Below are 22,703 nucleotides of genomic sequence, written 5' to 3' on the forward strand. Positions count from 1 at the left end.
TCCGGAATTCCGTTCCCCTTCCGACGGCTTCCGCAGCCGTGCCCGTGCCTGTGCCCATGCCCATGCCCGTGGCCGCGCCCCGCGCGGGTGTCCGTGGCCCGTGGCCGTACGCCCGACCATGCCCCGCTCGGCTCCCCGCTCGGGGCGGTGCGACCATGGCTGGATCGGGGGTACTCGCTTCGTGAAGGGATGGGCATGACCGCGCAGCCTGAGGTGACAGCCGATCAGAACGCTTCCGGGGAGCGGGAATCCGCGCTCTTCGACCCCACCGTGGCGGCCCCGCCACTCGTCGACGTGGCCCGTTTCGGGTTCGAGGGCCCGCTCGCCGCGAGCGCGGCCGCGTGGTCCGAGGACGCGGTGTACTGGGAGTACACGAAGGCCGCCAACCCGCTCGGGTCGGGGTACACCTCGCCCGTGCCGGTGGAGCGATTCCCGGCCGCGCTGCACACCGGCGGCGGCACCCGGGTGGTCCCGCTCGACCTCGCCGCCCCGATGCGGATCGAGGGCGGCCCGGCGACCAGCCCCGCGCTGCTCGCCAACTTCGTCCGGATCAACGCCGGCGACCGACTCGCGGTGCGGCCGAACGCGACCTCGCAGCTCTACTACGTGCTGTACGGGCGCGGCATGTCGCTGGTCGGCGGCCAGGCCGTCGAGTGGGAGAAGGGCGACTTCCTGGTCCTGCCGGACCTGGGGGAGATCACCCACCACGCCGCGCAGGACTCGGTGTTCTACTGGGTGCACGACGAACCTCTGCTGCGCTACCTCGGGGTCACCCCGAACCAGGCGCGCTTTCGGCCGACCAAGTTCTCCCGGCACCGCGCGGTCGAGGAACTCACCCGGATCGCCGAGGCCCCCGGCGCGAACGCCAAGAACCGGGTCAGCGTGTTGCTCAACACGATCGACCAGGACCAGACGCTGACCGTCACGCACACCCTGTGGGCGATGTTCGGCCTGCTCCCGGTCGGCCAGATCCAGCGCCCGCACCGGCACCAGTCGGTCGCGCTCGACCTGATCCTGGACTGCGAGCCGGGATGCTTCACGCTGCTGGGCGATCGGCTCGACGAGCACGGCGACATCGTCGACCCGCAGCGCGTCGACTGGGAACCGGGCGGCGCGTTCGTCACCCCGCCGGGCAAGTGGCACGCCCACCACAACGAGTCGGGCAGCCCCGCCCACCTGATCCCGATTCAGGACGCGGGCCTCCAGACCTACCTCCGCAGCCTGGACATCCGCTTCAGCGACCGGCGTTGAGGCGACCGCCCGGCCGGCGCTTCCTCTTCCGTGCATCGGAATCCCCGATGCGCGGGAAATCCGTTGTACGGGCGGCCCGTTCCGCCGCCGCGGCGTTTGCGCAGGTCGGGACGTCGATGCGGTTCTCCGTTGTACGGAGAATCGGCCCCATGGGTACTACTGGGCCGGCCGCCCGGAGGGGCGGCGGCCGGCCCCCAGTAGTGGGCGGCGGGCAGAGCGTCACCCTTCGGGGTGATTGACGTGCTCCGGTTGGGCCCTGTGCACTGGGCGGTGTCCACAACGTAAGACGGCCCCCGCCGGTGCTACCAACACCGGGCAGAGGGCCTGACCACGAACGAGGAAGAGAGCCTCGCCATGGCTGTGCCCCAGACTATCGACGCGCCCATTCCGTCCGACGACAGCGCCGACGGCGTGTTGGCCCGATACGGCCACTTGGTGGGTCGCGCGTTCGAAGCCGCCGTCCGGTACGAGGCGATGCCTCCCGGCACACCGCTCGACATCGCGACCATTCGCAAACTGATCGATGTGGGCGCCCACGTCGCCGCCCGCGTGCTGCGCGAACTCATCGAAGGCGGCCTCGCCGGCGCGCGCCGGCTCCGAGACGCCGCCACCGGCCGGATGATCGGCCGCCGCACCGACTGGACCGGGCCGCGGCAGGCCGACTCGACGACCGCCGAAGCGGTGCCCGCACGCGCCTCGGATCCCGCCGTCGAGGCCCTCGCGCTGCTGCGCTCACTCGCCGACGTCGACGCCCGACTGACCTTCCGGGACCGCGACTTGCGCACCCTGGTCCCGTTCGTCCTGGACCGCCTGGCCACCGGCGACACGCCTGCCGACCTGCGCCGCGAACTGACCGGGGACCTACCCGCACGCGGCCGCCCGATCCGCACGGGCCTCCTGTACTACCGCCTGACCAAAGCGCCCCGTCCACCCACGGCCGCCCCCACGCAACCCCTCGCCCCACGCCTGATCGAATGCGCCGACTGCGGCCGCCCCAACCGAGCCCTCACCCCCGGCTCCCTGTGTCGCGACTGCCGCCCCGCCACGAACCCACAGCCGTTGACCACGACTCCCTCCCGACCCACCTGACCACCGTCGGTCTCACCGCTCCGACAGCGGGCTGCCCTCCGGGATCTCCACCCAACGTCGCGGCGGGCCGGAGACCACCGTCCCGGTGGTGATCCCGGCCCCCGCCATGGCGCTCGCGTAGGCGAGCTCGCGAGCGAACCACATGGCCTCGTCGTGGTTCCAGTCCCAGAATCGGTACAGCCACTTCGGCTCGGGGTCGCGCCGGCCGGTCCCGACACCCCATAAGGGCACGCGACGCTCACTCTCGTGTTCGTCGGCGGCGAAGCGAAGCCCGAGCGCGAGTTCCCGGCCCTTCCAGACCGCGGCCGTGCAACGGGTGGCGAGTGTGCGGGCCTCAGTGGAGCGGGGGCGGGCCGTGAAGGCGCTCCGGGGAGCCGTGCGCGGCCCAGGCTTGGCAGTCGGGTGGCGGCTTGGGCGGCCTCGGCATGTCGCGGCCTTGTCGACACGGGTTCGCGCGGCTCCGAGGGTTACGATCTGTTCACCCAAATATGAACACGACAGAAGATAGGATCGCGATTCGGCGGGCTTCTCGAAGTTTTTAACAACTCTAGAATTTTTCTTTGCGAAGACAGAGAACCCCGCCGGTGAACGGTCACGCACCCCTGTAACGGCACGGAATTTTCGCCCCGGGAGAACTCGGCTCTGCGGTGCCGATGTTCGGAAATGTTCGACGCGAGACCGAAAAGGACACGAACCCGGGTCGTCGTTCACCGGTACAGCCCAGAGCCAAAAGGGGAAGCGCGTCGTTTCCTCGGTGTGACCCGCAAAGCATCCGCCTCCGTCGCGGTTCTTCCCGAACTCGTCCATCGATCCGTCCGTTTGGGGGATTGGATGCTCACCCCTCGGGCTGCGACTTTCCTCAAGCGATCCCCTCACGCGTACATCGAACGCGCGGGAGACCGTGTCCTGCTTCGCCACTGCTCAGCCGACATGGAGCAGTTCGCCATGACGATGCTCTTGATTGCCGCGGAATACTCACGCCGCCTCGGCGACGTCTTGGACAACCCACAGTCGTGACCCCGGACACACTCGCCGACACCCGACATCCGACAACGTCAACTCCCAAGCCCATGAACGAATCAGGCCCATGTACGACGGCTATGTATACGACCCGCTCCCCCCACACGGCATGCAATTCCCTCAAGGCGCCAAATCGTTCCCCGGTGTCGCGGGGTGGCAGACACCGGACGCGGCCGCGCCACTCGACGGCCACCCCGCTTCCGGGCTGGTGGGTGACCCGGAGTTCGAGGCCGGTCTCGCCCGGCTCCTGGGCGGACCGGTCGACGACACTCTCGCCGCCGTCGAACTGCCGGCCCCGGTCCGGGTACGCGGCAGTCATCGCCGTCGCCCCCCGACGGCCCCCGAACCGACCACCGGCGCGTGGGGACTGGACCGGCTCAGCCACTCCATGGTGGTAGCGAGCGTCGTCCTGGTCGCCACGATCAGCGTGCTCGGCGCGGTCATCACCCTCGCGCCGCTGCGGCACACCGCCGTCCCCACCACAGGCCCGAATCGGTGGTGGCCCGTCTTGGTCCACGGCCCCTGGATCGTGGCCTCCCTGTCGATCCTGCGCTCCAGCCTCCACCACCGCCGGGCACTGCATTCCTGGATCGTGGTCACCACCTTCGCCGGCCTGTCCATGGCGCTCTCCCTCACCAACGCCCCCAGGACCGTCCAAGGCGTCGTCGTCGCGGTCCTGCCCGCCGTCGCAACCACGGCCTGCCTGCACCAACTCGTACGCCAGATCACCCTCACCCGACCACCCCGACGATCCATCCCCGACCAACGCCGCAGCTCCACGCCCTGAACCGCGCCCGTTCGCACGAGTCGCGGGAACCGTCTCGGGACGGACGTCGCCTTCGATCTCGCGGAACCCGGGAACACCAGAGGTGGGCGGCGCTGTCGGATGGCCGATGGTTCGACCAGACCGATCCGGGATGTCCAACCGGGTGACGTCGTCCTGGCCACGAATCCCGAGACAGGCGAAACCAACCCCCGCACCGTTCTCGCCTCCATCACCATCGAGGACGAAAAGGAATTCGCCGACCCGACATCAAATCCGACAACGGTAACGCCTCCATCATCGCCACCGCCAACCACCCCTTCCGGGCCCCCGACCTCAGGGATTGGATCAACGTTGGCGACCTCAAACTCGGCCAATGGCCACAGACCCCCACAGCCCGAGTACGGATCGGCGCGACGCGAATCCGCGCCCGCGAACAACGCACCCACGACCTGACGGTCGATGACGACCACACGTACTATGTGCTCGCAGGAACTACTCCCGTCCTCGTTCACAAATGCGAGACTGGGCCGTCTCGGATGATGTGATGAATACGCATATTCTCCCGAGGCATGATGCGAATCACGCGGACTCCTGGCAATGGGCCAGAGAAGTCGAAATTCGAGGACCGGGTTACGCCGGACCAGAGCCAAGTCGGCGAGTGAAAGCCGATGGATCGCGGTCTCCGCGCCGGCGGCGGTCCGCGGCCCCGCGCGATGTCGAGGGCGAGAGCGAGCGTCCGCGGCGTGGCCGTGGCGGCGTAGGGCAACGCCGAGGCAGCGGGCTGCTTCGGCGTTGGTCACGGGGTCGGCGCTGCGGTGAGCGCGGTGGGTGCGGTGGGTGCGCCTGCCGCAACCCCCTCGTCGGCCGACCCCTCCCCGCGACCGCTGATCGGAGGCCACCGCCGCACCACGCGGCGGCGGCCTCCGATCAGCGAGCCCTCGGCGCTCACCTCGGCGACCCACCCCTGCTGCGTCTACTGCGTCGGTTCGAGTACCGGCCCCAGAGAGGCCACCGCGTCGAATGGCCGTACCCGACGTTCCCGCCGCCTTCCCGTGAGCATCCGCCACAGCCCTCGCGGGCGGTCTTCGGTCCCCCACGCCTGATCCCGGGCGGCGCCGAGATCGCTCAGCGCCTTGTCCTCGCGGCGGCGGTCACCGAGCTTCACGAACAGGGCAGCGGCCTGCTCGTGCGCGGTGGCGGCCTCCTCGAACCTCCGTACCTGCTGGAGCGCGGTCCCGAAGTTGTTGAGGGCCTGGGCTTCGCGGTGGCGGTCGCCCAGTTGGGTGAACAGGGCGGCGGCCTGCTGATGGGCGTCGATGGCCTCGGCGAACCTCCGACCCTGGTGCAATGCGGTCCCGAGGTAGTCCAGCGCCTGGCCTTCACGGTGATGGTCGCCGAGCTCGGTGAACAGGGTGGCTGCCTGCTGGTGGGCGTCGACCGCCTCGACGAAGTTCCGCGCCTCCTGGAGGGCGATGCCGAGATTGTTGAGCGCCTGAGCCTCACGGTGATGGTCGCCCAGCTGGGTGAACAGGTCGGCCGCCTGCTGATGGGCCTCGACGGCATCGGTGAAGTTCCGCACCTCCTGGAGGGCGATGCCGAGATTGTTAAGCGCCTGACCCTCACGGTGATGGTCGTCGAGTTCGGTGAACAGGGCGGCGGCCTGCCGATGGGCGTCCACGGCGTCGATGAACCTCCGCACCTCTTGGAGGGCGGTGCCCAGATTGTTGAGGGCCTGGGCTTCGCGGTGGTGGTCGTAGAGCTCGGTGAACAGGGCGGCGGCCTGCTGGTGGGCGTCGATCGCCTCGTCGAACCTCCGCACCTGCTGGAGGGCGGTGCCGAGATTGCCCAGCGCCTGACCCTCGCCGTGGCGGTCGCCCTGCTCGCGGCAAATGATGAGGTCTTGCTGGTGGGCATCGATGGCCTCGTCGAACCTCCGCACCTGCTGGAGGGCGGTGCCGAGGTTGTTCAGCGCCCGACCCTTGCCGTTGCGGTCGCCGACCTCGCGGCAGATGACGAGGTCTTGCTGGTGACTCATGATCTCTCCCGACGCGTCGCGGACTCCCATCCCCACGCCGTTCCTCACGATTGGTGAGCAATGGCGCGGTCCGGACGGTGCATCCCTTAACACTGACACCTTCAGTAACACGCGATATACGGAACGTGGCAACCGGACCGATGCCGAAGCGTCCAACCGGGTGGCGCATTTCGGCTGCCTGGCCGACGTGTCCGGCGTGTCGGCTCGCCGCGATCCGCGCGCCCGCCGGCGCCCTCCGGAAACGCTTGATTGCGTCAATTGTTTGGCGGAGACTCGCACGACGTCATACCCCGTGCCAACGCGTCGTCGCCTCGCCGTCGCGTCGCGTCGTGAGGAGGAATCCGATGCCGATCCCCGTGCCTCTGGACGAGTACCCGGTCCACCAGGTCCCGCTGTTCCACAGCGAGGTCGGCTCCACCGACCGGAACTTCTACGACCGCTGCATCATGCACGCCTACGACCGCGACGGCGGCGTACAGATCGCCACCGGCCTGGGCGTCTATCCCAACCTCGGCGTGATCGACGCCTACGTCGTGATTCGCAAGGACGGCCGTCAGCACGCCGTCCGCGCCTCCGGCGCGCTCGGCCCGGATCGGATGAAGCAGGAGGTCGGGCCCTACCGGATCGAGGTGCCGGCGCCGCTGTCCAGCGTCCGCGTGGTGTGCGACGCCCCGGAACAGGGCATCTCGATCGACCTCACCTTCACGTCGCCGTTCGCGCCGCTGCCCGAACCTCGACACGTGCAGCGCAGCGACTACAAGCCGCTCCTGGACGCGTCGCGCTTCGTCCAGATCGGCGACTGGACCGGCACCGTCACGCTCGACGGCGAGCGGATCGACGTCACCCCGCAGACCTGGTCCGGCTCGCGCGACCGCTCGTGGGGCATCCGGCCCTCGGGTGAGGCGCCACCGGCCGGGCGGCCGGCGCAGACCGCCGGGTTCTGGTGGAACTGGATCCCGATCCACCTCGGCAACCAGGCGCTGATGGTCATCGCACAGGAGGCGGCCGACGGCCACCGGTTCCTGACCGAGGCGATCCGGATCTTCCCGATCGACAGCGGCAGGGCGCCCGAGCAGCTCGGCTGGCCGGAATTCGACGTCCGCTACACCTCCGGCACCCGGCTGCCCGAGGGCGCCGCGATCCACCTGACCGACCGTAAGCGCAACGCGCTCACGCTGCACCTGGACAACCACGGGTACATCGCGCTCAACGTCGGCGCGGGCTACGGCGGCGACCCGGACTGGGGGCACGGCCAGTGGAAGGGCGAGGACTACCTCGACGGCGCCGTGTACGACCAGAAGGACCCCGAGGTCGCGAAGCGGATCCCGTTCAGCGTGATCGACCACGTGGCCACCGCCCGCCTCACCGGCCCCGACGGCGCGCCGATCGCCGAGGGCGTCGGCATCTTCGAGCACGGCACGTTCGGCCGGCACGACCCTTCGGGCTTCACCGGATGGGACTCGGTCGCGCCCTGAGCGCGGTCGGAGCCGGCGGAGTGTACCGACACCCGGAGGACGACATTCCGGAAACGGACAAGTTGAGGAAATACCGGGACAGTTCGCGATACCCATAGGTGCGGGACCGGTGTCATTCACTCCCGTGACCCGCCGATCGCCGGGCCGTGCACGCGAGTCCTCCCGCGTGCTCGGCCCGGCTGGTCCCCGCCAGGCCGGTCCCGCGCCCGACGAGCGCCGGCCATGCGTGAACGGGCCGTGCGGGTCGGGGTTTCGGCGTTCGGCTCAGTCGTCGACCAGGAACGCGCTCAGCCGCTCGGTCGTCTCGATCCACTCCTCGACCAGGGACAGTACGACCTCCTGGGTCGGCCGGACCCGGTCGAGCATGCCGACGACCTGGCCGACGGGCCAGCCGTTCAGCTCCTTGTTCTTGGTCCGGGTGAAGCGCCGCGACGCCGCGTTGTAGATCATGCCCTGGAGCGGCATCGGCAGCGGGTCGGGGTTCTCCGGGTCCTCCCACGCGTCCGTCCACGCGCTCTTGAGCAGCCGGCACGGCTTGCCCGTCATCGCACGCGAGCGCACGGTGTCGGTGGACTTGGCCTCCAGGAGGTTCTGTACGGCCACCTCGTGCGTGTCGCCCTCGGCGACCGTGAGCCACAGGCTGCCCGTCCACACGCCCTGCGCGCCCAGCGCGAGCGCGGCGGCCATCTGCCGGCCGCTGCCGATGCCCCCGGCCGCGAGCACCGGGACGTCGGGGCCGACCGTGTCGACGACCTGCGGGATCAGCACCATCGTGGAGATCTCGCCGCAGTGCCCACCGGCCTCGGTGCCCTGCGCGACGACCACGTCGACGCCGGCCTCGACCTGCTTCTGCGCGTGCCGCGGGCTCCCGCACAGCGCGCCGACCAGGACGCCGGCCGCGTGGCACGCGTCGATGATGTCGGCCGGCGGCGGGCCGAGCGCGTTGACGAACATCTTCACCAGCGGGTGCTTGAGCGAGACCTCGATCTGCGCCCGCGATTCGAGGTCCACGTTCAGCCCGGCGGCCTTGACCGGCTTGTCCGCCAGCTCGGCCGGCAGTGGCGGGATGCCGTGGCTGTCGAGCAGTTCGTCGACGAACTGCCAGTGCTTCTCCGGGATCAACTTCTCCAGGTTGGTCGGCAGCGCCGCCTCGCCGCCGCCCTTGCCGATGTACGCCATCGGGATCGCCAGGTCGACGCCGTACGGCTTGCCGTCGGTGTGCTCGTCGAGCCACGCCAGCTCGACCTCGAGCTGCTCGGGGTCGAACGCGAGCGCGCCGAGCACACCGAAACCACCGGCTCGGCTGACCGCCGCGACCACGTCGCGACAGTGGGAGAACGCGAAGATCGGGAAGTCGATCCCGAGCTTCTCGCAGATGGGGGGCTTCATCGCCTGAACCTCCGGTCACGGGTGAAGGCCCCAGAATAGGAAGGCTCCTTGACCAAATCAAGGTCAAGGAGCCTTACCATTTTGCGGAAGCCGCCCGCGAGCGGCCGGACGCCCGTTACGGCTTGTCCGCGCCCACCGCCCACATCGCGAAGTACTGCGCGGCGGCGCCGTACGCCTGCGCGAGCGCGACCTTCGCGCCGTCGACCTGATGCTCGCCGGCCGCACCGCGGACCTGGAGGGCGGCCTCCAGGAAGCGCAGCATGCCGGAGGCGCCGATCGGGTTCGAGGACAGCACGCCGCCCGACGGGTTCACCGGGAAGTCGCCGTCGAAGGCGGTCTCGCCGCGGTCGACCATCTTCCAGCCCTCGCCCACCGGCGCGATGTCGTGGCCTTCGAGCCACATGGGCTCGTACCAGGAGAACGGCACGTACAGCTCGGCCACGTCGATCTGCCGGCGCGGGTCGGTGATCCCGGCCTGCTTGTACACGTCCCACGCGCAGTCGATGCCGGCCTGCGGGCGGATCGGGTCGCGGCCGTTGAACGAGGACGGCTCGGAGCGCATGGAGGTGCCCAGGATCCAGGCCGGCGGACGACCCGCCGCGGCGGCCTCGTCGCCACCCGCCTCGTCGGTCAGCACGATCGCGCCGGCGCCGTCCGAGGACGGGCACGACTCCAGGAAGTGCAGCGGGTCCCACATCATCGGGGACTCGCGGACCTTGTCGATCGAGATGTCCTTGAGCTGGAGGTGCGCGTACTGGTTGCGCAGCGCGTTCTGCCGGTCCTTGACCGCGACCTGCCACCCGATGTGCTCGGGCGCCCCGGACTTCTGGATGTAGGCGCGGATCCACGGCGCGAACGCGCCGCCCGCGCCGATCGAGCCGGACTTGCCGCCGCCGAGGCCGAACTGCGCGTTGCCCTCGGACTGCTTCTCCCACGCGACCGCGAGCACGCGCTTGTGCACGCGGCTGCTGATCAGGTGCGAGGCGACGATCGCGGTCGAGCCGCCGACGCTGCCGGCGGTGTGTACCCGAAAGACCGGCTTGCCCGCCCCGCCCAGCGCGTCGGCGAGGTAGAGCTCGGGCTTCATGACGCCCTCGAAGATGTCGGGCGCCTTCCCGATCACCACCGCGTCGATGTCGCTCCACGTCATCTGCGCGTCGTCGAGCGCGCGTTGCGCGGCCTCGCGGACGAGGCCCGCGATCGACAGGTCGTCGCGCCGCTTCTTGTGCTTGGTCTGGCCGATGCCGACGACGGCAACGCGCTCATGGGTCATCGGTTGTCACCTTCCAGGACGCAGACGAGGTTCTGCTGGAGCGCGGGGCCCGACGTCGCGTGGCCGAGCGTGCGCGAGCGGCCGTCGACGAGGATCCGGTCGGCCGCGGCGGCGATCCGGACCAGGCCGGTGGCCATCAGCGGGTTGCCGGTGAGCGCGCCGCCCGACGGGTTGATCACGACGTCGTCGGCCAGGCCGAGCGACTGCCGCAGGATCACTTCCTGCGCGGTGAACGGCGCCATCAGCTCGGCGACCTCGACGCCCGCGACCCCGCCCGCCCGCTCGGCGGCGATCCGGGTCGAGGACGAGTCGGTCAGGTCGCGCAGCGCGGGGTTGTGCACCTCGCTGCGGTGGTCGAGCCCGGCGATCCACGCGGGGCGCTCGGTCAGTTCGGCGGCTCGCGGGCCGCGCGCGAGCACGACCGCGCACGCGCCGTCCGAGATCGGCGGCAGGTCGCTCTTGCGCAGCGGGGCGCGCAGGTAGCCCCCGGCGAGCAGCTTCTCCACGTCCTGCTCGGCGTTGCGGACCTGCTGCTTGGGGTTGCCGGCCGCGTCGCGGCGCGAGCGGGCGGCGATCTCGGCGAGTTCGCGCTCGGTGGTCTTGCCGGACTCGATCAGCTGCCGGGCCTGAAGGGCGGCGAGCGAGACCGGGTCCAGACCCAGCGGTGCGAGGTAGTACGGGTCGAGTTCGAGCGGGTAGATCGCGGCCGGGTCGCCGGTGGAGGACTTGCCCGAGCCCATCGCGAGCGCGATGTCGATGTCGCCGTGCTTCAGGCGCACCCACGACTCGTACATCGCCCACGCGCCGTCCATCTCGACGTGCGACTCGTGCACCGGCGGCCACGCGCCCACCGCGTCCAGGTTGGGCACGAACGAGAACGTGCCACCCGAGATGTAGTCGCAGGATCCCTGGCAGCTGAAGCCGATGTCGGAACGCTTGAGCCCGACCTTGGCCAGGACCTCGTCCACGACCATGATCAGCATCTCGGTCTCGCTGAGCTCCTGTCGCCGCACCGCCGGGAGCTGCGCGGTCGCGACGATCGCGATGTCGCTGTCCTGCCGCACTGCCGTCTCCCTCGTCTCGCCTCGACGCACCGATTGACCCGCCGTTGGAACCGTCATCAGAACACCCGGTTCATGTACTGCTCGGCCGGCTCGTCGGGCTCACCCGTGGGCCGCCAGCCCTTGATGAAGCCCGCGACCGTGCCCCAGCCCTTGCTGCTGATCTCGGCGGCGTCGCGCTCGGCCTCGGGCATCCACTCGGCCTGCACCCGCATGCCGACCCGGATCTCGGCGACCGGGAGGTCCAGGATCTGCTGCTGCGCGATGACCATCTCGTCGCCTTCGAGCACGACGGAGGCGCGCGCGAACGGCTCGGTCTCCTTCTGCCCGGGGTACGGGGTGGGCGTGATGATCGTGTAGTTGGACACCACGCCCCGGTCCGGCAGCTCCTCGTCCAGCTCGGCGCCCAGCAGGATCGCGTCCACCGAGCAGTAACCGCGGCCCAGGAACACCCGGTTGCACTCGGGGCAGCGCTGGCCGGTCAGCCGACCGGCGCGCAGGTTCCCCACGTAGCGGACCAGGGTGGGCGAGAGCACGTCGGTGTAGGTGACCTTGGAGTGGTACTCCATGGTGGTCACGTCCTGCGCCTCGGCGGGCTCGCCCTCGGCGGGCTCGCCCTCGGGGGTCTCGGCGCTCTCGCCGGGCACGAAGCAGACGATGTCGTCGATCCGGCCGACGGGCTCGTCGCGCCAGCGCGGCGCGACCCGCATGCCGGTGCTCACCGCGTCCTCGTCACCGGCGTCGAGCACGTGCACCATGTCGGTGTCCGCGCCGTCCAGGCGTACGAGCACGAACGCGAACGGGCGGTCCAGCGGGTGTGATTCGAGGGGTTCGGCCACCCACGTCCAGGACCGGACGGTGCCTGCCGGACCCACCTCGACGAAGTCGTGCGCGAGCTCGTTCCCGGTCTCCGGGTCGTACTCCATCGGCGGCACGATCACGCGTTCGCCGGACCGGATCCCGACGATCCGACGGGCGGTCAGCTCCGAGAAGAAGCGACCCATGACCGGTCCGAGTGTGCGCTTGTAAGGGAACTGGATAGTACTGACGGTCTGTGTCGACACGGTCATCCTCTCGGCCTGGGAACGAGGTCGGCCACCGGCCGAACGATAGGTAAGGTTCCTTGACGAGGTCAATGGATAGCGAAAACATGTTCTCTCGGAGGCACCCGCGCCGACCGGTGAGCGGGGCACCTCCATCAGCCGCCACCTCCGAGGGGAAGCCGCAGATGTCGTACGACCTGCCCGCCGCGCTGCACCGCCCGGTATTCGTCCCCGACCTGCTCCTGCACGCGCTGACCAGGCACGCCGACAAGCCCGCCGTGTACATCGGCGACCGGGTCCTGACGGCCGGTGAGGTCCGCGACGAGATCAGTCGCTACCAGCAGGCGTACGCGTCGCTCGGTGTGGTCAAGGGCACGATGGTCTCGATCCTGTCCGCCAACCGCCCCGAGGTGCTGTTCGCGACCGGCTGCAACATGCTGACCGGGTGTCGGGCGACGCCGCTGCATCCGATGGGCTCCCTGGAGGACCACGCGTACGTACTGGCCGACGCGGGCGTGGAGGCGCTGGTCTTCGACCCGGGTCCGTACGGCGAGCGCGCCGCCGCGCTCAAGGAGCGCCTGCCGCACCTGAAGCTGCTCGCGTTCGGGCCGACCGAACCCGGGCTCGGCGAGGACCTGCTCGCCCTGGCCGCGAAGTACGAGCCCGGACCGATCACGCCGCCCGAGGTCTCGGCCGAGGACGTCTCCGGCTACGCGTACACCGGCGGCACCACCGGCCGGCCCAAGGGCGTCATCTCCACGTACCGCTCGGGGGTGACCCTGCCGACCATCCAACTCGCCGAGTGGGACTGGCCGGAGGAGGTGCGCTTCCTGGTCGCCACGCCGCTGTCGCACGCGGGCATGTCGGCGTTCATCCCGACCATGCTGCGCGGCGGCTCGATCGTGGTGCTGCCGCACTTCGACCCGAAGCGCGTACTGGAGACGATCGAGAAGTACCGCATCACCGCCACCATGCTGGTGCCGACGATGCTGTACGTCCTGCTCGACCACCCGGACCTGGACAAGCACGACCTGTCCAGTCTGGAGACGATCTTCTACGGCGCCTCGGCGATGTCCCCGACCCGGTTGAAGGAGGGCATCGAGAAGCTGGGCCCGGTCTTCTTCCAGTTCTACGGCCAGGCCGAGGCCCCGATGTCGATCACGGTGATGACCAGGGCCGAGCACGACCCGAACGACCCGGCCCGGCTGGCCTCGTGCGGTCGGCCGGTCCCGTTCGTGACCGTCAAGCTGCTCGACGACGAGCTGAACGAGGTCGCGCAGGGCGAGCCGGGCGAGATCTGCGTGCGCGGCCCGCTGGTGATGGCCGGCTACCTGAACAAGCCCGAGCAGACCGAAGAGGCGTTGCGCGGCGGGTGGTTGCACACCGGCGACATCGCGCGGGCCGACAAGGACGGCTTCCTCACCATCGTGGACCGCAAGAAGGACATGATCATCACGGGCGGCTTCAACGTCTTCCCGCGCGAGGTCGAGGACGTCATCTCGACCCACCCGGGGGTGGCGGCGGTCGCCGTCGTCGGCGTCCCGGACGAGAAGTGGGGCGAGGCGGTCAAGGCGGTCGTGGTCAGGCGCCCGGGCCACGACGTCGATCCGGCCGAACTGATCGCGCTGGTCAAGGAGCGCAAGGGGGCGATCCAGGCCCCCAAGTCGATCGACTTCGCCGACACGATCCCCCTGTCCCCGCTGGGCAAGCCGGACAAGAAGACGCTGCGGGCCCGGTATTGGGCGGAGGGCGAGCGGCAGGTGCACTGAGGCCCGTTGGCACGGGATGCCGGTCGCCCGATGGCGCGGTGGTCTTCGCCCGCCGCGGCGCGGCCGGCGCGGCCGGGTCCTCGCGAGGCGCGCCCGGCGGCCGACCCGGCCGCCGGGCCCGGCCGCCCGGTCCGGTGCGGCGCGGAGGAGAGCCGTACTTCCTTGCGGCCGCTCAGCCCACGAGCTCGGTGAGGGCGGCCTCCCAGGTGCGCTTGCCCGTGGTGGCGCCTTCGAGGGTCAGGTTCTCGCCGGCGCGGTAGGCGCGGCCGGCCTTTCCCGGGAACCGGACCGGCAGCTTCGGCCGGTGCTTGCCGTTCGCCGTCAGGTAGCTGCCGATCGCCTCGCCCATCGTGTACACCTTCGGCCCGACCATGTCCGGGACCAGGCCGGCCGGCTCGCCCAGGGTCAGCTCCACCATGCGCTCGGCCACGTCGCGGGCGTCGACCGGCTGGAGCCGGAGGCCGCCCGGGACCGGCACGACCGGCATCTTCGTCATCTTGCCCATCACGGTCAGCATCAACTGGTGGAACTGGGCGGCGCGCAGTGTGGTCCAGGGCAGCCCCGACTCGGCCACCGCCCGCTCGGCGCCGAGCTTGGCCTTGAAGTAGCCCAGTGGGACCCGGTCGGCCCCGATGACCGAGATGTACACGAGGTGCCGCACCCCGGCGACCTGCGCGGCCCGCACCAGGTTGCGGGTCGCCTCGTCGTCGCCCTTGGGACCGCCCGCCAGGTGCAGGATGGTGTCCATTCCGGCCACGGCGGCCTCGACGCCCTCGTTCTTGAGCAGGTCCGCGGTCACGTACTCGACACCTTCCTGGACCGTGCCGCCGGTCCGGCTGAGCACCCGCACGTTGTGGCCCGCGTCGCGCAGCTTCGGAACGACCAGGCGGCCCAGCGTGCCCGTACCACCGGTGACCAGGATCGACGAAGTCATGACTACTCCCGTGGGTTCGGACCGGGCTTTCGTTTCCCGGCCTCTCGGCGGGCCCTCGATGGGCTCCTGCCTCTATGACCCGCGGTCCGGGAAAAGTGTGACCGGCCGATGGGACGTCATTTCGGAGGCGCTTCGAAGCACCGGATCGGCCCGGCCGCGCACCGACGCCGGGCCGGCCTTCCCTTCCGTGAGGGTCCCTCAACCCTGGCCGGCGGCGGCGCCCGATCCGCCGGGCGATGAACGGGGCACGGTCGATGTGTACCTGCACCCACGGGCGGCCGACGCACCGGTGGCCGTAGCGCGACCGCGGGCGGCGCACCGGGCACAGTGGCCGCTCGAATGCGGATCCCGACCGAAGCCGATCGATGCCCGGCCATAAACGGCCGGCATAAATCCTGTTCTCGCCGACCGGCCGCCAATTGATCGAAAGGTCAGTTGAAATAACCCGGAGATCAGAATTGGCAGCGCATCCGTGAAATAAAGGGCACCGTCGCAGAAAGTGGGCTTCGCGCTTGCCGGCTTTCAAAAGAGCGCACTAACCTCTGCCGCCATGAGTACCTACGTTCAAAATCCGGGACACCACCAGAATGTTCGGACGCCCGGTCGTGCGCATGCGAAGGCGTCGTATTTCGGTATCGCCGCGTCGATCCTGATGCTGCTCGGTTCGCTGCTGCCGTGGGTCGAGGCGTCGCTCGAAGGCCAGTCCGAGACCATCAAGGGCACCGAGGGCGACGGCGTCTGGACGTTGGTCGCGGCGATCGTCGCGATCGTCCTGTTCGCCGTCGGGGTGGCCACACGCAAGGCGATGATCAGCGCCTCCGCCACCGTGCCTGCACTGCTCGCCGTGGCGTTGGGGGCCTGGAACATCGCCGACCCCGAGCGGCTGGCGCGGGTCAGCATCGAGGACAAGGGGATCGGGTCCGAGGAACTGGACGCGGTCCTGAAGCAGTTCGACTTCGCGGCGATGGCGGGCCTGTGGGTCGTCGTCGTGGCCGCGGTCTCCGCGCTGGTGTGCGGGGTGCTGGCGGCCAGGGCGAAGGAGAGCGGCAGCTGACACCGCGCCCTTCACGACTCGAAACGCCCGGCGGCGCCCACCGATCGGTGGGCGCCGCCGGGCGTCGTGCGATACCACCGGTGTCGTGTGCCACCACCCGCCCTCGTGTGGCCCCCGCCGACGGGTCAGGTGGACTTCCCCGGGGCGAGTGCGCCCCACAACATCGACAGCGGATGGCCCGCGTCTCGCGCCGGGTCGCCGCGTCGCCTGAACACCCCCACCAATACCTCCATGCGCACGTCCGTGTCGTTGACGACCTCCAGCACGCGCAGACAACTGCCCGTGGCGCCCGACAACCTGCCCCGGCGCACCCGCTCGCCGAGCCCGCGCGTGACGAGCATGCAGCCGCTCATCGGCAGCGCGGAGCCGAGGAGTTCGAGGCCGAAGTGCACGGCGTCGATCTCGGCCGCGATGTTCAGGTGCCGGCGGTAGTCCCCGCCGAACCAGCCCCGAAGGCAGTCCGCGATCAGACCGCTGTCGGGGACCACGAGCGGAAGGGTGCGCAGCGCGCTGCTGTACACGGTGGGCCCCGGCAGCACCTCGGTCGAGAGGTTGGTCAGCATCGACAGGCCGGTGCGGGACCACTCCATGACCTCGCAGTCGGCGGGGGCCGTGCCGCCTTCGACGATGGCGAGACTGCCGCAGACGATGTCGACCTCCTTGCCCCGGAGCTTCGTCAGGAGTTCCCTGGTGCGCACGTGCTCGACCCGGAGTTCCACCCCCCGCAGGCGGAACTCGTTCGCGACGGCCGCGCCCGCCGAGGTCAGGGCGGGGAGCGTGAAGCGGGTGGTGCCCACGGTCACCGCGCCGCCGACCCGTCCGCGGCAGGCGTGGATCCGATCGCGCCACGTAGTCAGCGTGTCGCGGGCGGTCTCGACCAGCGCCTCCCCGGTGTCGGTGAACAGCACGTCCTTGCCTCGGCCCCGCTTGAGGACGAGCGGCTCGCCGCACAGCGTGCCGAAGTTCCGATTCAGCGTGTCGATTTGTTTTTGCACACTCGACTGATCGCGATCGAGGAGCCGGGCCGCGCCGAGTGCGCTGCCGGCCTCGTGTACCGCAATCAGGGTCCTGAGTTGATCCATCGTCGTATCCATGAGTGGCGCCGGTCCGTGCAGAAAATCAGGCGCGGGCATACGGTTTTCACGTTCTCCATTCCAGGTCGGCAAAAGATATGCGCGCCGCGCGGGACGCGCGCGTTCGAATGGACCATATATAAAGCCACATCTGCGCGCGCTTTTGCAAATACCATCACTGTGCGCCGACATTCACCCCCGCACCGCGCGCACATCGAGGTCTTTCGCTCCGATTTGCCATTATTTGCGGCATTCACCCTCGACGTTTTCGATATATGGAAAAGCACGGCGCCCGACTCCGACCGCCTGCCCGTTCGCGGTGTCGGTCCGGGCTCGTAGGCTTGTTGGTTCCGTTGCGCGACCCCACCCACGCGACCCGGTCCGGGCCCGCCGGGGTCCGCCGCCGACCAGTTACGGAGCCGCATGGTCAACGACATCGTCATCACCGGTGCGCGTGAGAACAACCTCAAGGACGTCTCGCTGCGCATTCCGAAGGACCGCATCGTCGTCTTCACGGGTCCCTCCGGATCCGGCAAGTCGTCGATCGTCTTCGACACCGTCGCGGTCGAGTCGAAGCGGCAACTCAACGAGACCTTCTCGGCGTTCGAGCGCAAGTTCCTCCCGCGCTACGAGCGTCCGCACGCCGACGCGATCGAGAACGTGTCGCCGGCCATCGTGGTGGACCAGAAGCCGATCGGTTCCAACTCTCGCTCGACGGTCGGCACGATGACCGACATCAATCCCCTCCTCCGGGTGCTGTTCTCGCGCGTCGCCGAGCCGTCGGCCGGCACGCCCAGGGTGTACTCGTTCAACGATCCCGGCGGCATGTGCACGACCTGCGACGGCATCGGCCGGACGGTGCGGGCCGACTACCCGCGCCTGCTGGACACGTCGAAATCGCTCAACGGCGGATCGTTCCTGCTCGGTCTGCTCGGCGTCGGGCTCTACCAGGCGTCGGGTCTGTTCGACAACGACAAGCCGCTCGCCGACTACACCGACGCCGAGTTCGCGCTGCTCACCCGCGGCGACCCGGACCGGGTGATCAAGTTCAAGTGGGTCACCCCCGACGGCACCGCCAACGTGACCTTCGAGGGCTTGTACAACCGCTTCGACCGGCTCTACCTGCACCGCGACATGTCCTCCCTCGGCGCCAAGACGCGCGAGGTCGTCGAGAGCTACCTGACCGAGGGCCCGTGCCCGGACTGCGCGGGCGCCAGGCTCAACCCGGCCGTGCTCGCCGCGCGGATCGACGGACGCAACATCGCCGACTTCTGCGCGCTGGAAGTCGGCGAGCTGATCGACGTGCTGGCGCGTGTGGACGACCCGATCGGCGGGCCCGTGGCCGCGGCCGCCTCCGCCGCGCTGCGCCGGATCGTCGACATCGGCCTGTCCTACCTCAGCCTCGACCGCGAGACCTCCACGCTGTCCGGTGGCGAGGGGCAGCGCCTGAAGATGGTCCGCCACCTGGGCTCCAGCCTCACCGGCATGACCTACATCTTCGACGAGCCCAGCGTCGGCCTGCATCCGCGCGACGTGCACCGACTCAACGACCTCCTGGTCGCGTTGCGGGACAAGGGCAACAGCGTGCTGGTCGTCGAACACGACCCGGACGTGATCGCGGTCGCCGACCACGTGATCGACATGGGCCCGCACGCCGGATCGCACGGCGGCGAACTGGTCTTCGCCGGCACGGTCAAGGAGCTGACCGAGTCCGACACCCTCACCGGCCGGTTCCTCAGCCGGGGCACCGTGGTCAAGACCGGCTACCGCAGCCCCACCGGGCACATCCCGGTGCGCGGCGCCGACCTGCACAACCTCAAGAACGTCGACGTGGACATCCCGACCGGGGTCCTGACGGTGTTCACCGGCGTCGCGGGGTCCGGCAAGAGCACCCTGGTGTCCGAGGTGTTCACCGCCGCGCACCCCGACACGATCGTCATCGACCAGAGTGCGATCGCGGCCAACTCGCGTTCCACGCCCGCGAGTCACATCGGGATCATGGATCCGATCCGGTCCCTTTTCGCGAAGGCCAGTGGCGAGAAGCCGGGCCTGTTCAGCTTCAACTCCGCAGGCGCCTGCCCGGCCTGCCAGGGGCGCGGCTCGGTCACCGTGGAGATGGCCTTCATGGATCCGGTCACCACGAGCTGTGAGCGGTGCGAGGGCCGGCGCTTCGACGACAAGGTTTTGGAACACCCGCTGCGCGGCAGGTCGATCATCGACGTACTGGCGCTGACCGTCGAGGACGCGCACGAGTTCTTCACCGAGAAGCGGATCCGCCCGCACCTGGCGGCGCTCATCGAGGTCGGTCTCGGCTACGTCACCCTCGGCCAACCGCTCACCACGCTCTCCGGCGGCGAACGCCAACGACTCAAGCTCGCGGGCGAGTTGCACAAGACCGGTAGCGTCTACGTGCTCGACGAGCCGACCACGGGCCTGCACATGTCCGACGTGGACACCGTGATCGCGCTGATGGACCGGCTCGTCGACGGCGGCAACTCGCTGCTGGTGATCGAGCACAACCTCGACGTCGTCGGCCGGGCCGACTGGGTGATCGACCTGGGTCCGGACGGCGGCAAGCACGGCGGCACCATCGTCTTCGAGGGCACGCCGGAGCAACTCCTGGCCGACGAACACTCGTTGACCGGCGAGTACCTGCGCCGCAACCTCGACCGGGACCCTTCGCGGCGGTAGGCGGAGGCGGAGGCGGAACACGGTGGGCGGGAGCCCGGCCCGGCCAGGCCCGATTCCCGCCCACCCGACCCGATCGACTCGATCGACCCGCTGCGGCTATTCCGCGATCAGGCGCGCGTACCGGCCCTTGTGGAACAGCAGCGGGGACGCGTCGCGCGGGAGATCCAAGGCGGTGACCGCGCCGATCACGATGACGTGGTCGCCGCCCGGCAGCTCGTGCGCGAGGTCGCACTCGATCCAGGCGACCGCGCCCGCGAGGCGCGGGGCACCGTTGCCGGCCGGCTCCCACGCGACATCGGCGAACTTGTCGCCGCCGCTGCGGCCCATCGCGCGACACACGTCCTGCTGGTCCTCGGCGAGGATGTTGACCACGAAGCGGCCGGCCTCCCGAATCCTGGGGTACGTCGTCGAGGTGAGCGCCGGGGAGACGGATATGTACGCCGGCTCCAGCGACAGCGACGTGAACGACTGGCACGCCATTCCCACGGGTGCGCCGTCGTGGACCGCCGTGACCACCGTGACGCCCGTGGCGAAGTGGCCCATGACCTGACGCATCCGCCCCTGATCGATCGCGGCCGACGGCGTCGTTGCGCTGGACATGGCTGCCCCCAGGGGTCCGAAGCTCGATATGACTAATAGTCGTATGCCTGTTTGGCTTAGTCATTGAACGGCGAATCTGACGAAGCGTCAATGACTTGGCGACCACTTTCCCGTCGTGATCACCGCCACCTTGACGACCCCATTCGCAGCATTCGGGAACTTAGGTGTGCCTGCTGCACGTCCGGACCAGTAGCAGTAGCGTCGTCCGCGACGTCATACATCCTTCTGGAAGGAAACACCCATGGCCGTGAGCCTGAGCAAGGGCGGAAACGTCTCTCTCTCCAAGGAGGCCCCGGGCCTGACCGCGGTCGTAGTCGGCCTCGGCTGGGACCTGCGCACGACCACGGGCGAGGACTTCGACCTCGACGCGAGCGCCATCGTGGTGAACGCGACCGGCAAGGTCTACTCCGACCAGCACTTCGTGTTCTTCAACAACATGAAGACCCCGGACGGCACCGTCGAGCACACCGGCGACAACCGCACCGGCGAGGGCGCGGGCGACGACGAGCAGATCAAGGTCAACCTCGCGCAGCTGCCCGCGGACGTCGACAAGGTCGTCTTCCCGGTCTCGGTCTACGACGCGGACACCCGCAAGCAGTCGTTCGGCCAGGTCCGCAACGCGTTCATCCGCGTGCTCAACGCCGCCGACAACGTCGAGCTCGCGCGCTACGACCTCTCCGAGGACGCGTCGACCGAGACCGCGATGCTGTTCGGCGAGCTGTACCGCGCCGGCGCCGAGTGGAAGTTCCGCGCCCTCGGCCAGGGCTACGCCTCGGGCCTCGCGGGCATCGCGAAGGACTTCGGCGTCAGCGTCTGATTCGCGGTCCCGGCCGCGTCGAACGCCGACCGGGCCCGATCGTCCGCGACCGCCGGGCGGGCTGCTCTCGGCCCGCCCGGCGGTCGGGGCGGCTTTCGCGGAGACCCTTCGAGCCTCACTCGTTCCAGGCGTACCCGACGTAGTTCTCGGCGAGCGTGGTCATCGCCGCCTCCGAGTCCGCGACGTACCGCAGGTGGGCGAGTTGGAACCGCCGGTCGAACGCCGGCGCGTCCGGGTCGCGGTGCAGCAGCGTCGTCATCCAGTACGAGAAGTGCTCGGCCCGCCACACCCGCCGCAGACACGTATCGCTGTACGCGTCGAGCCCGGCCCGCGAGCCGGCGCCGAACCACTCGACGCACGCGTCCGCGAGCACCCGTACGTCCGCGATCGCCAGGTTGAGCCCCTTGGCCCCCGTCGGCGGCACGATGTGCGCCGCGTCGCCGGCCAGGAACAGCCGGCCGAAGCTCATCGGCTCGGCCACGAAGCTCCGCATCGGGGTGATGTTCCGGTCGATGATCGGACCCTCTTCGAGCCGCCAGCCCGGCAGTGCGAAGCGCTCGTGCAGCTCCGCCCAGATCCGCTCGTCCGGCCAGTCGGCGAGGTCCGCGTCCGGGTCCACCTGCAGGTACAGCCGGCTCACCGTGGGCGAACGCATGCTGTGCAGCGCGAAGCCGCGCTCGCTGTACGCGTAGATCAGGTCGTCGGTGGACGGCGCGACATCGGCCAGGACGCCGAGCCAGGCGAACGGGTAGACCCGCTCGTAGGTCTTGAGCACCGTCGCCGGGATCGCCGGGCGCGAGACCCCGTGGAAGCCGTCGCAGCCCGCGACCACCTCGCACTCCAGGACCTCCTCGACCCCGTCCCTGGTGAACCGGATCCGCGGCGTGTCCCCGTCGATGCCCTCGATCGCGGTGACCGGGGTGTCGAAGTACAGCTCCGCGCCCTCGTCGAGCCGCTTGGCGATCAGGTCCTTGACGATCTCGGTCTGCCCGTACACGGTGACCGACTTCCCGCCGGTCCGGCCGGGGAAGTCGATGTGCCGGTTCCGGCCGTCGAACCGCAGGTGGATCCCGTGGTGCACGAGGCCCTCGCGGTCGAGCCGGTCGGCGGCGCCGGCCGCGCGCAGCGCGTCCACCGTGGACTGCTCGAGCATGCCCGCGCGCTGGCGCCGCTCGCAGTAGTCACGGCTGCGCGCCTCCAGGACCACCGAGTCGATCCCCTGGTTGTGCAGCAGTTGCGACAGGAGCAGACCCGCCGGGCCCGCACCGATGATCGCGACCTGTGTCCGCATCCGCCCGCTCCTCACACCGCTGTACCGAACCGTCCAAGGTTCACCCACCGCCGACCGCCCGGAGCCGCGCGG

General features: G+C 69.8%; 19 protein-coding genes. 9 read left to right on the forward strand and 10 right to left on the reverse strand.

Annotation, left to right across the window (positions count from 1 at the left end; translation table 11 throughout):
* Positions 1 to 195: 195 nt before the first annotated feature.
* Both OG928_RS14795 and OG928_RS14800 read left to right on the forward strand, forming a co-directional pair.
* Positions 196 to 1,251, forward strand: coding sequence for a cupin (locus OG928_RS14795; RefSeq protein ID WP_406283804.1), 1,056 nt, complete (start codon positions 196 to 198; stop codon positions 1,249 to 1,251).
* Positions 1,252 to 1,605: 354 nt separating this feature from the next.
* A complete protein-coding gene (locus tag OG928_RS14800) occupies positions 1,606 to 2,340 on the forward strand; it encodes a hypothetical protein (RefSeq protein ID WP_406283805.1) in 735 nt (244 codons plus the stop codon).
* A 12-nt stretch (positions 2,341 to 2,352) separates the two neighbouring features.
* Here the strand turns inward: OG928_RS14800 and OG928_RS14805 are convergent, their stop codons facing one another.
* Positions 2,353 to 2,571: a hypothetical protein gene (locus OG928_RS14805; protein ID WP_406283807.1), complete on the reverse strand. Its 219-nt coding sequence runs from the start codon at positions 2,569 to 2,571 to the stop codon at positions 2,353 to 2,355.
* A gap of 898 nt (positions 2,572 to 3,469) precedes the next feature.
* On the opposite strand from OG928_RS14805, the gene OG928_RS14810 reads away from it, so the two are divergent.
* Positions 3,470 to 4,147 (forward strand): DUF2637 domain-containing protein, encoded by a 678-nt coding sequence (locus tag OG928_RS14810; protein WP_406283809.1) that lies wholly within the window; start codon positions 3,470 to 3,472, stop codon positions 4,145 to 4,147.
* 272 nt (positions 4,148 to 4,419) lie between these two features.
* Complete coding sequence (locus tag OG928_RS14815) at positions 4,420 to 4,671, forward strand: hypothetical protein (RefSeq protein ID WP_406290982.1); 252 nt, start codon at positions 4,420 to 4,422, stop codon at positions 4,669 to 4,671.
* 428 nt (positions 4,672 to 5,099) lie between these two features.
* On the opposite strand, the gene OG928_RS14820 is transcribed toward OG928_RS14815, so the two are convergent.
* The gene (locus OG928_RS14820; RefSeq protein WP_406283811.1) at positions 5,100 to 6,161 is read right to left on the reverse strand and encodes a tetratricopeptide repeat protein; all 1,062 of its coding nucleotides are present in this window, start codon (positions 6,159 to 6,161) and stop codon (positions 5,100 to 5,102) included.
* 344 nt (positions 6,162 to 6,505) lie between these two features.
* Between OG928_RS14820 and OG928_RS14825 the strand changes: the two genes are divergently transcribed.
* Complete coding sequence (locus OG928_RS14825) at positions 6,506 to 7,636, forward strand: hypothetical protein (protein WP_406283813.1); 1,131 nt, start codon at positions 6,506 to 6,508, stop codon at positions 7,634 to 7,636.
* Positions 7,637 to 7,900: 264 nt separating this feature from the next.
* On the opposite strand, the gene OG928_RS14830 is transcribed toward OG928_RS14825, so the two are convergent.
* From OG928_RS14830 to OG928_RS14845, 4 genes are all read right to left on the reverse strand, one after another.
* Positions 7,901 to 9,025 carry an NAD(P)H-dependent flavin oxidoreductase gene (locus tag OG928_RS14830; protein WP_406283815.1) on the reverse strand — a complete coding sequence of 375 codons (1,125 nt, stop codon included), beginning with the start codon at positions 9,023 to 9,025 and terminating at the stop codon, positions 7,901 to 7,903.
* Positions 9,026 to 9,140: 115 nt separating this feature from the next.
* Positions 9,141 to 10,298, reverse strand: a complete 1,158-nt coding sequence (locus tag OG928_RS14835) for a thiolase domain-containing protein (protein WP_406283816.1) — start codon at positions 10,296 to 10,298, stop codon at positions 9,141 to 9,143.
* Entirely contained in the window at positions 10,295 to 11,362 is a 1,068-nt protein-coding gene (locus OG928_RS14840; RefSeq protein ID WP_406283818.1) for a lipid-transfer protein, read from the reverse strand. Before OG928_RS14840 ends, OG928_RS14835 begins: the two co-directional genes overlap by 4 nt.
* Before the next feature lie 56 nt (positions 11,363 to 11,418).
* Complete coding sequence (locus OG928_RS14845; RefSeq protein ID WP_406283820.1) at positions 11,419 to 12,429, reverse strand: Zn-ribbon domain-containing OB-fold protein; 1,011 nt, start codon at positions 12,427 to 12,429, stop codon at positions 11,419 to 11,421.
* 158 nt (positions 12,430 to 12,587) lie between these two features.
* Between OG928_RS14845 and OG928_RS14850 the strand changes: the two genes are divergently transcribed.
* Positions 12,588 to 14,171, forward strand: coding sequence for an AMP-binding protein (locus OG928_RS14850; RefSeq protein ID WP_406283822.1), 1,584 nt, complete (start codon positions 12,588 to 12,590; stop codon positions 14,169 to 14,171).
* 172 nt (positions 14,172 to 14,343) lie between these two features.
* Here the strand turns inward: OG928_RS14850 and OG928_RS14855 are convergent, their stop codons facing one another.
* Positions 14,344 to 15,105, reverse strand: coding sequence for an SDR family oxidoreductase (locus OG928_RS14855; RefSeq protein WP_406283824.1), 762 nt, complete (start codon positions 15,103 to 15,105; stop codon positions 14,344 to 14,346).
* A 550-nt stretch (positions 15,106 to 15,655) separates the two neighbouring features.
* Between OG928_RS14855 and OG928_RS14860 the strand changes: the two genes are divergently transcribed.
* Positions 15,656 to 16,159, forward strand: coding sequence for a hypothetical protein (locus OG928_RS14860; protein ID WP_406283826.1), 504 nt, complete (start codon positions 15,656 to 15,658; stop codon positions 16,157 to 16,159).
* A 125-nt stretch (positions 16,160 to 16,284) separates the two neighbouring features.
* Here the strand turns inward: OG928_RS14860 and OG928_RS14865 are convergent, their stop codons facing one another.
* Entirely contained in the window at positions 16,285 to 17,241 is a 957-nt protein-coding gene (locus OG928_RS14865; RefSeq protein ID WP_406283828.1) for a LysR family transcriptional regulator, read from the reverse strand.
* A gap of 414 nt (positions 17,242 to 17,655) precedes the next feature.
* Between OG928_RS14865 and OG928_RS14870 the strand changes: the two genes are divergently transcribed.
* Positions 17,656 to 19,923, forward strand: a complete 2,268-nt coding sequence (locus tag OG928_RS14870; RefSeq protein ID WP_406283830.1) for an ATP-binding cassette domain-containing protein — start codon at positions 17,656 to 17,658, stop codon at positions 19,921 to 19,923.
* Positions 19,924 to 20,019: 96 nt separating this feature from the next.
* Here the strand turns inward: OG928_RS14870 and OG928_RS14875 are convergent, their stop codons facing one another.
* Complete coding sequence (locus OG928_RS14875) at positions 20,020 to 20,523, reverse strand: flavin reductase family protein (protein ID WP_406283832.1); 504 nt, start codon at positions 20,521 to 20,523, stop codon at positions 20,020 to 20,022.
* 241 nt (positions 20,524 to 20,764) lie between these two features.
* On the opposite strand from OG928_RS14875, the gene OG928_RS14880 reads away from it, so the two are divergent.
* Complete coding sequence (locus OG928_RS14880; protein WP_406283833.1) at positions 20,765 to 21,340, forward strand: TerD family protein; 576 nt, start codon at positions 20,765 to 20,767, stop codon at positions 21,338 to 21,340.
* 115 nt (positions 21,341 to 21,455) lie between these two features.
* On the opposite strand, the gene OG928_RS14885 is transcribed toward OG928_RS14880, so the two are convergent.
* Positions 21,456 to 22,631 carry a 4-hydroxybenzoate 3-monooxygenase gene (locus OG928_RS14885; RefSeq protein ID WP_406283835.1) on the reverse strand — a complete coding sequence of 392 codons (1,176 nt, stop codon included), beginning with the start codon at positions 22,629 to 22,631 and terminating at the stop codon, positions 21,456 to 21,458.
* Positions 22,632 to 22,703 lie beyond the last annotated feature (72 nt).

Origin of the sequence: Embleya sp. NBC_00896 (genome assembly GCF_045207785.1) — a bacterium.
GTDB lineage: Bacteria > Actinomycetota > Actinomycetes > Streptomycetales > Streptomycetaceae > Embleya.

Coding starts and splice junctions, on each gene's coding strand:
- OG928_RS14795 (WP_406283804.1), top strand. CDS start 196: ATGACCGCGCAGCCTGAGGTGACAGCCGATCAGAACGCTTCCGGGGAG.
- OG928_RS14800 (WP_406283805.1), top strand. CDS start 1,606: ATGGCTGTGCCCCAGACTATCGACGCGCCCATTCCGTCCGACGACAGC.
- OG928_RS14810 (WP_406283809.1), top strand. CDS start 3,470: ATGCAATTCCCTCAAGGCGCCAAATCGTTCCCCGGTGTCGCGGGGTGG.
- OG928_RS14820 (WP_406283811.1), bottom strand. CDS start 6,161: ATGAGTCACCAGCAAGACCTCGTCATCTGCCGCGAGGTCGGCGACCGC.
- OG928_RS14825 (WP_406283813.1), top strand. CDS start 6,506: ATGCCGATCCCCGTGCCTCTGGACGAGTACCCGGTCCACCAGGTCCCG.
- OG928_RS14830 (WP_406283815.1), bottom strand. CDS start 9,025: ATGAAGCCCCCCATCTGCGAGAAGCTCGGGATCGACTTCCCGATCTTC.
- OG928_RS14835 (WP_406283816.1), bottom strand. CDS start 10,298: ATGACCCATGAGCGCGTTGCCGTCGTCGGCATCGGCCAGACCAAGCAC.
- OG928_RS14845 (WP_406283820.1), bottom strand. CDS start 12,429: ATGACCGTGTCGACACAGACCGTCAGTACTATCCAGTTCCCTTACAAG.
- OG928_RS14850 (WP_406283822.1), top strand. CDS start 12,588: ATGTCGTACGACCTGCCCGCCGCGCTGCACCGCCCGGTATTCGTCCCC.
- OG928_RS14855 (WP_406283824.1), bottom strand. CDS start 15,105: ATGACTTCGTCGATCCTGGTCACCGGTGGTACGGGCACGCTGGGCCGC.
- OG928_RS14860 (WP_406283826.1), top strand. CDS start 15,656: ATGAGTACCTACGTTCAAAATCCGGGACACCACCAGAATGTTCGGACG.
- OG928_RS14865 (WP_406283828.1), bottom strand. CDS start 17,241: ATGGATCAACTCAGGACCCTGATTGCGGTACACGAGGCCGGCAGCGCA.
- OG928_RS14870 (WP_406283830.1), top strand. CDS start 17,656: ATGGTCAACGACATCGTCATCACCGGTGCGCGTGAGAACAACCTCAAG.
- OG928_RS14875 (WP_406283832.1), bottom strand. CDS start 20,523: ATGTCCAGCGCAACGACGCCGTCGGCCGCGATCGATCAGGGGCGGATG.
- OG928_RS14880 (WP_406283833.1), top strand. CDS start 20,765: ATGGCCGTGAGCCTGAGCAAGGGCGGAAACGTCTCTCTCTCCAAGGAG.
- OG928_RS14885 (WP_406283835.1), bottom strand. CDS start 22,631: ATGCGGACACAGGTCGCGATCATCGGTGCGGGCCCGGCGGGTCTGCTC.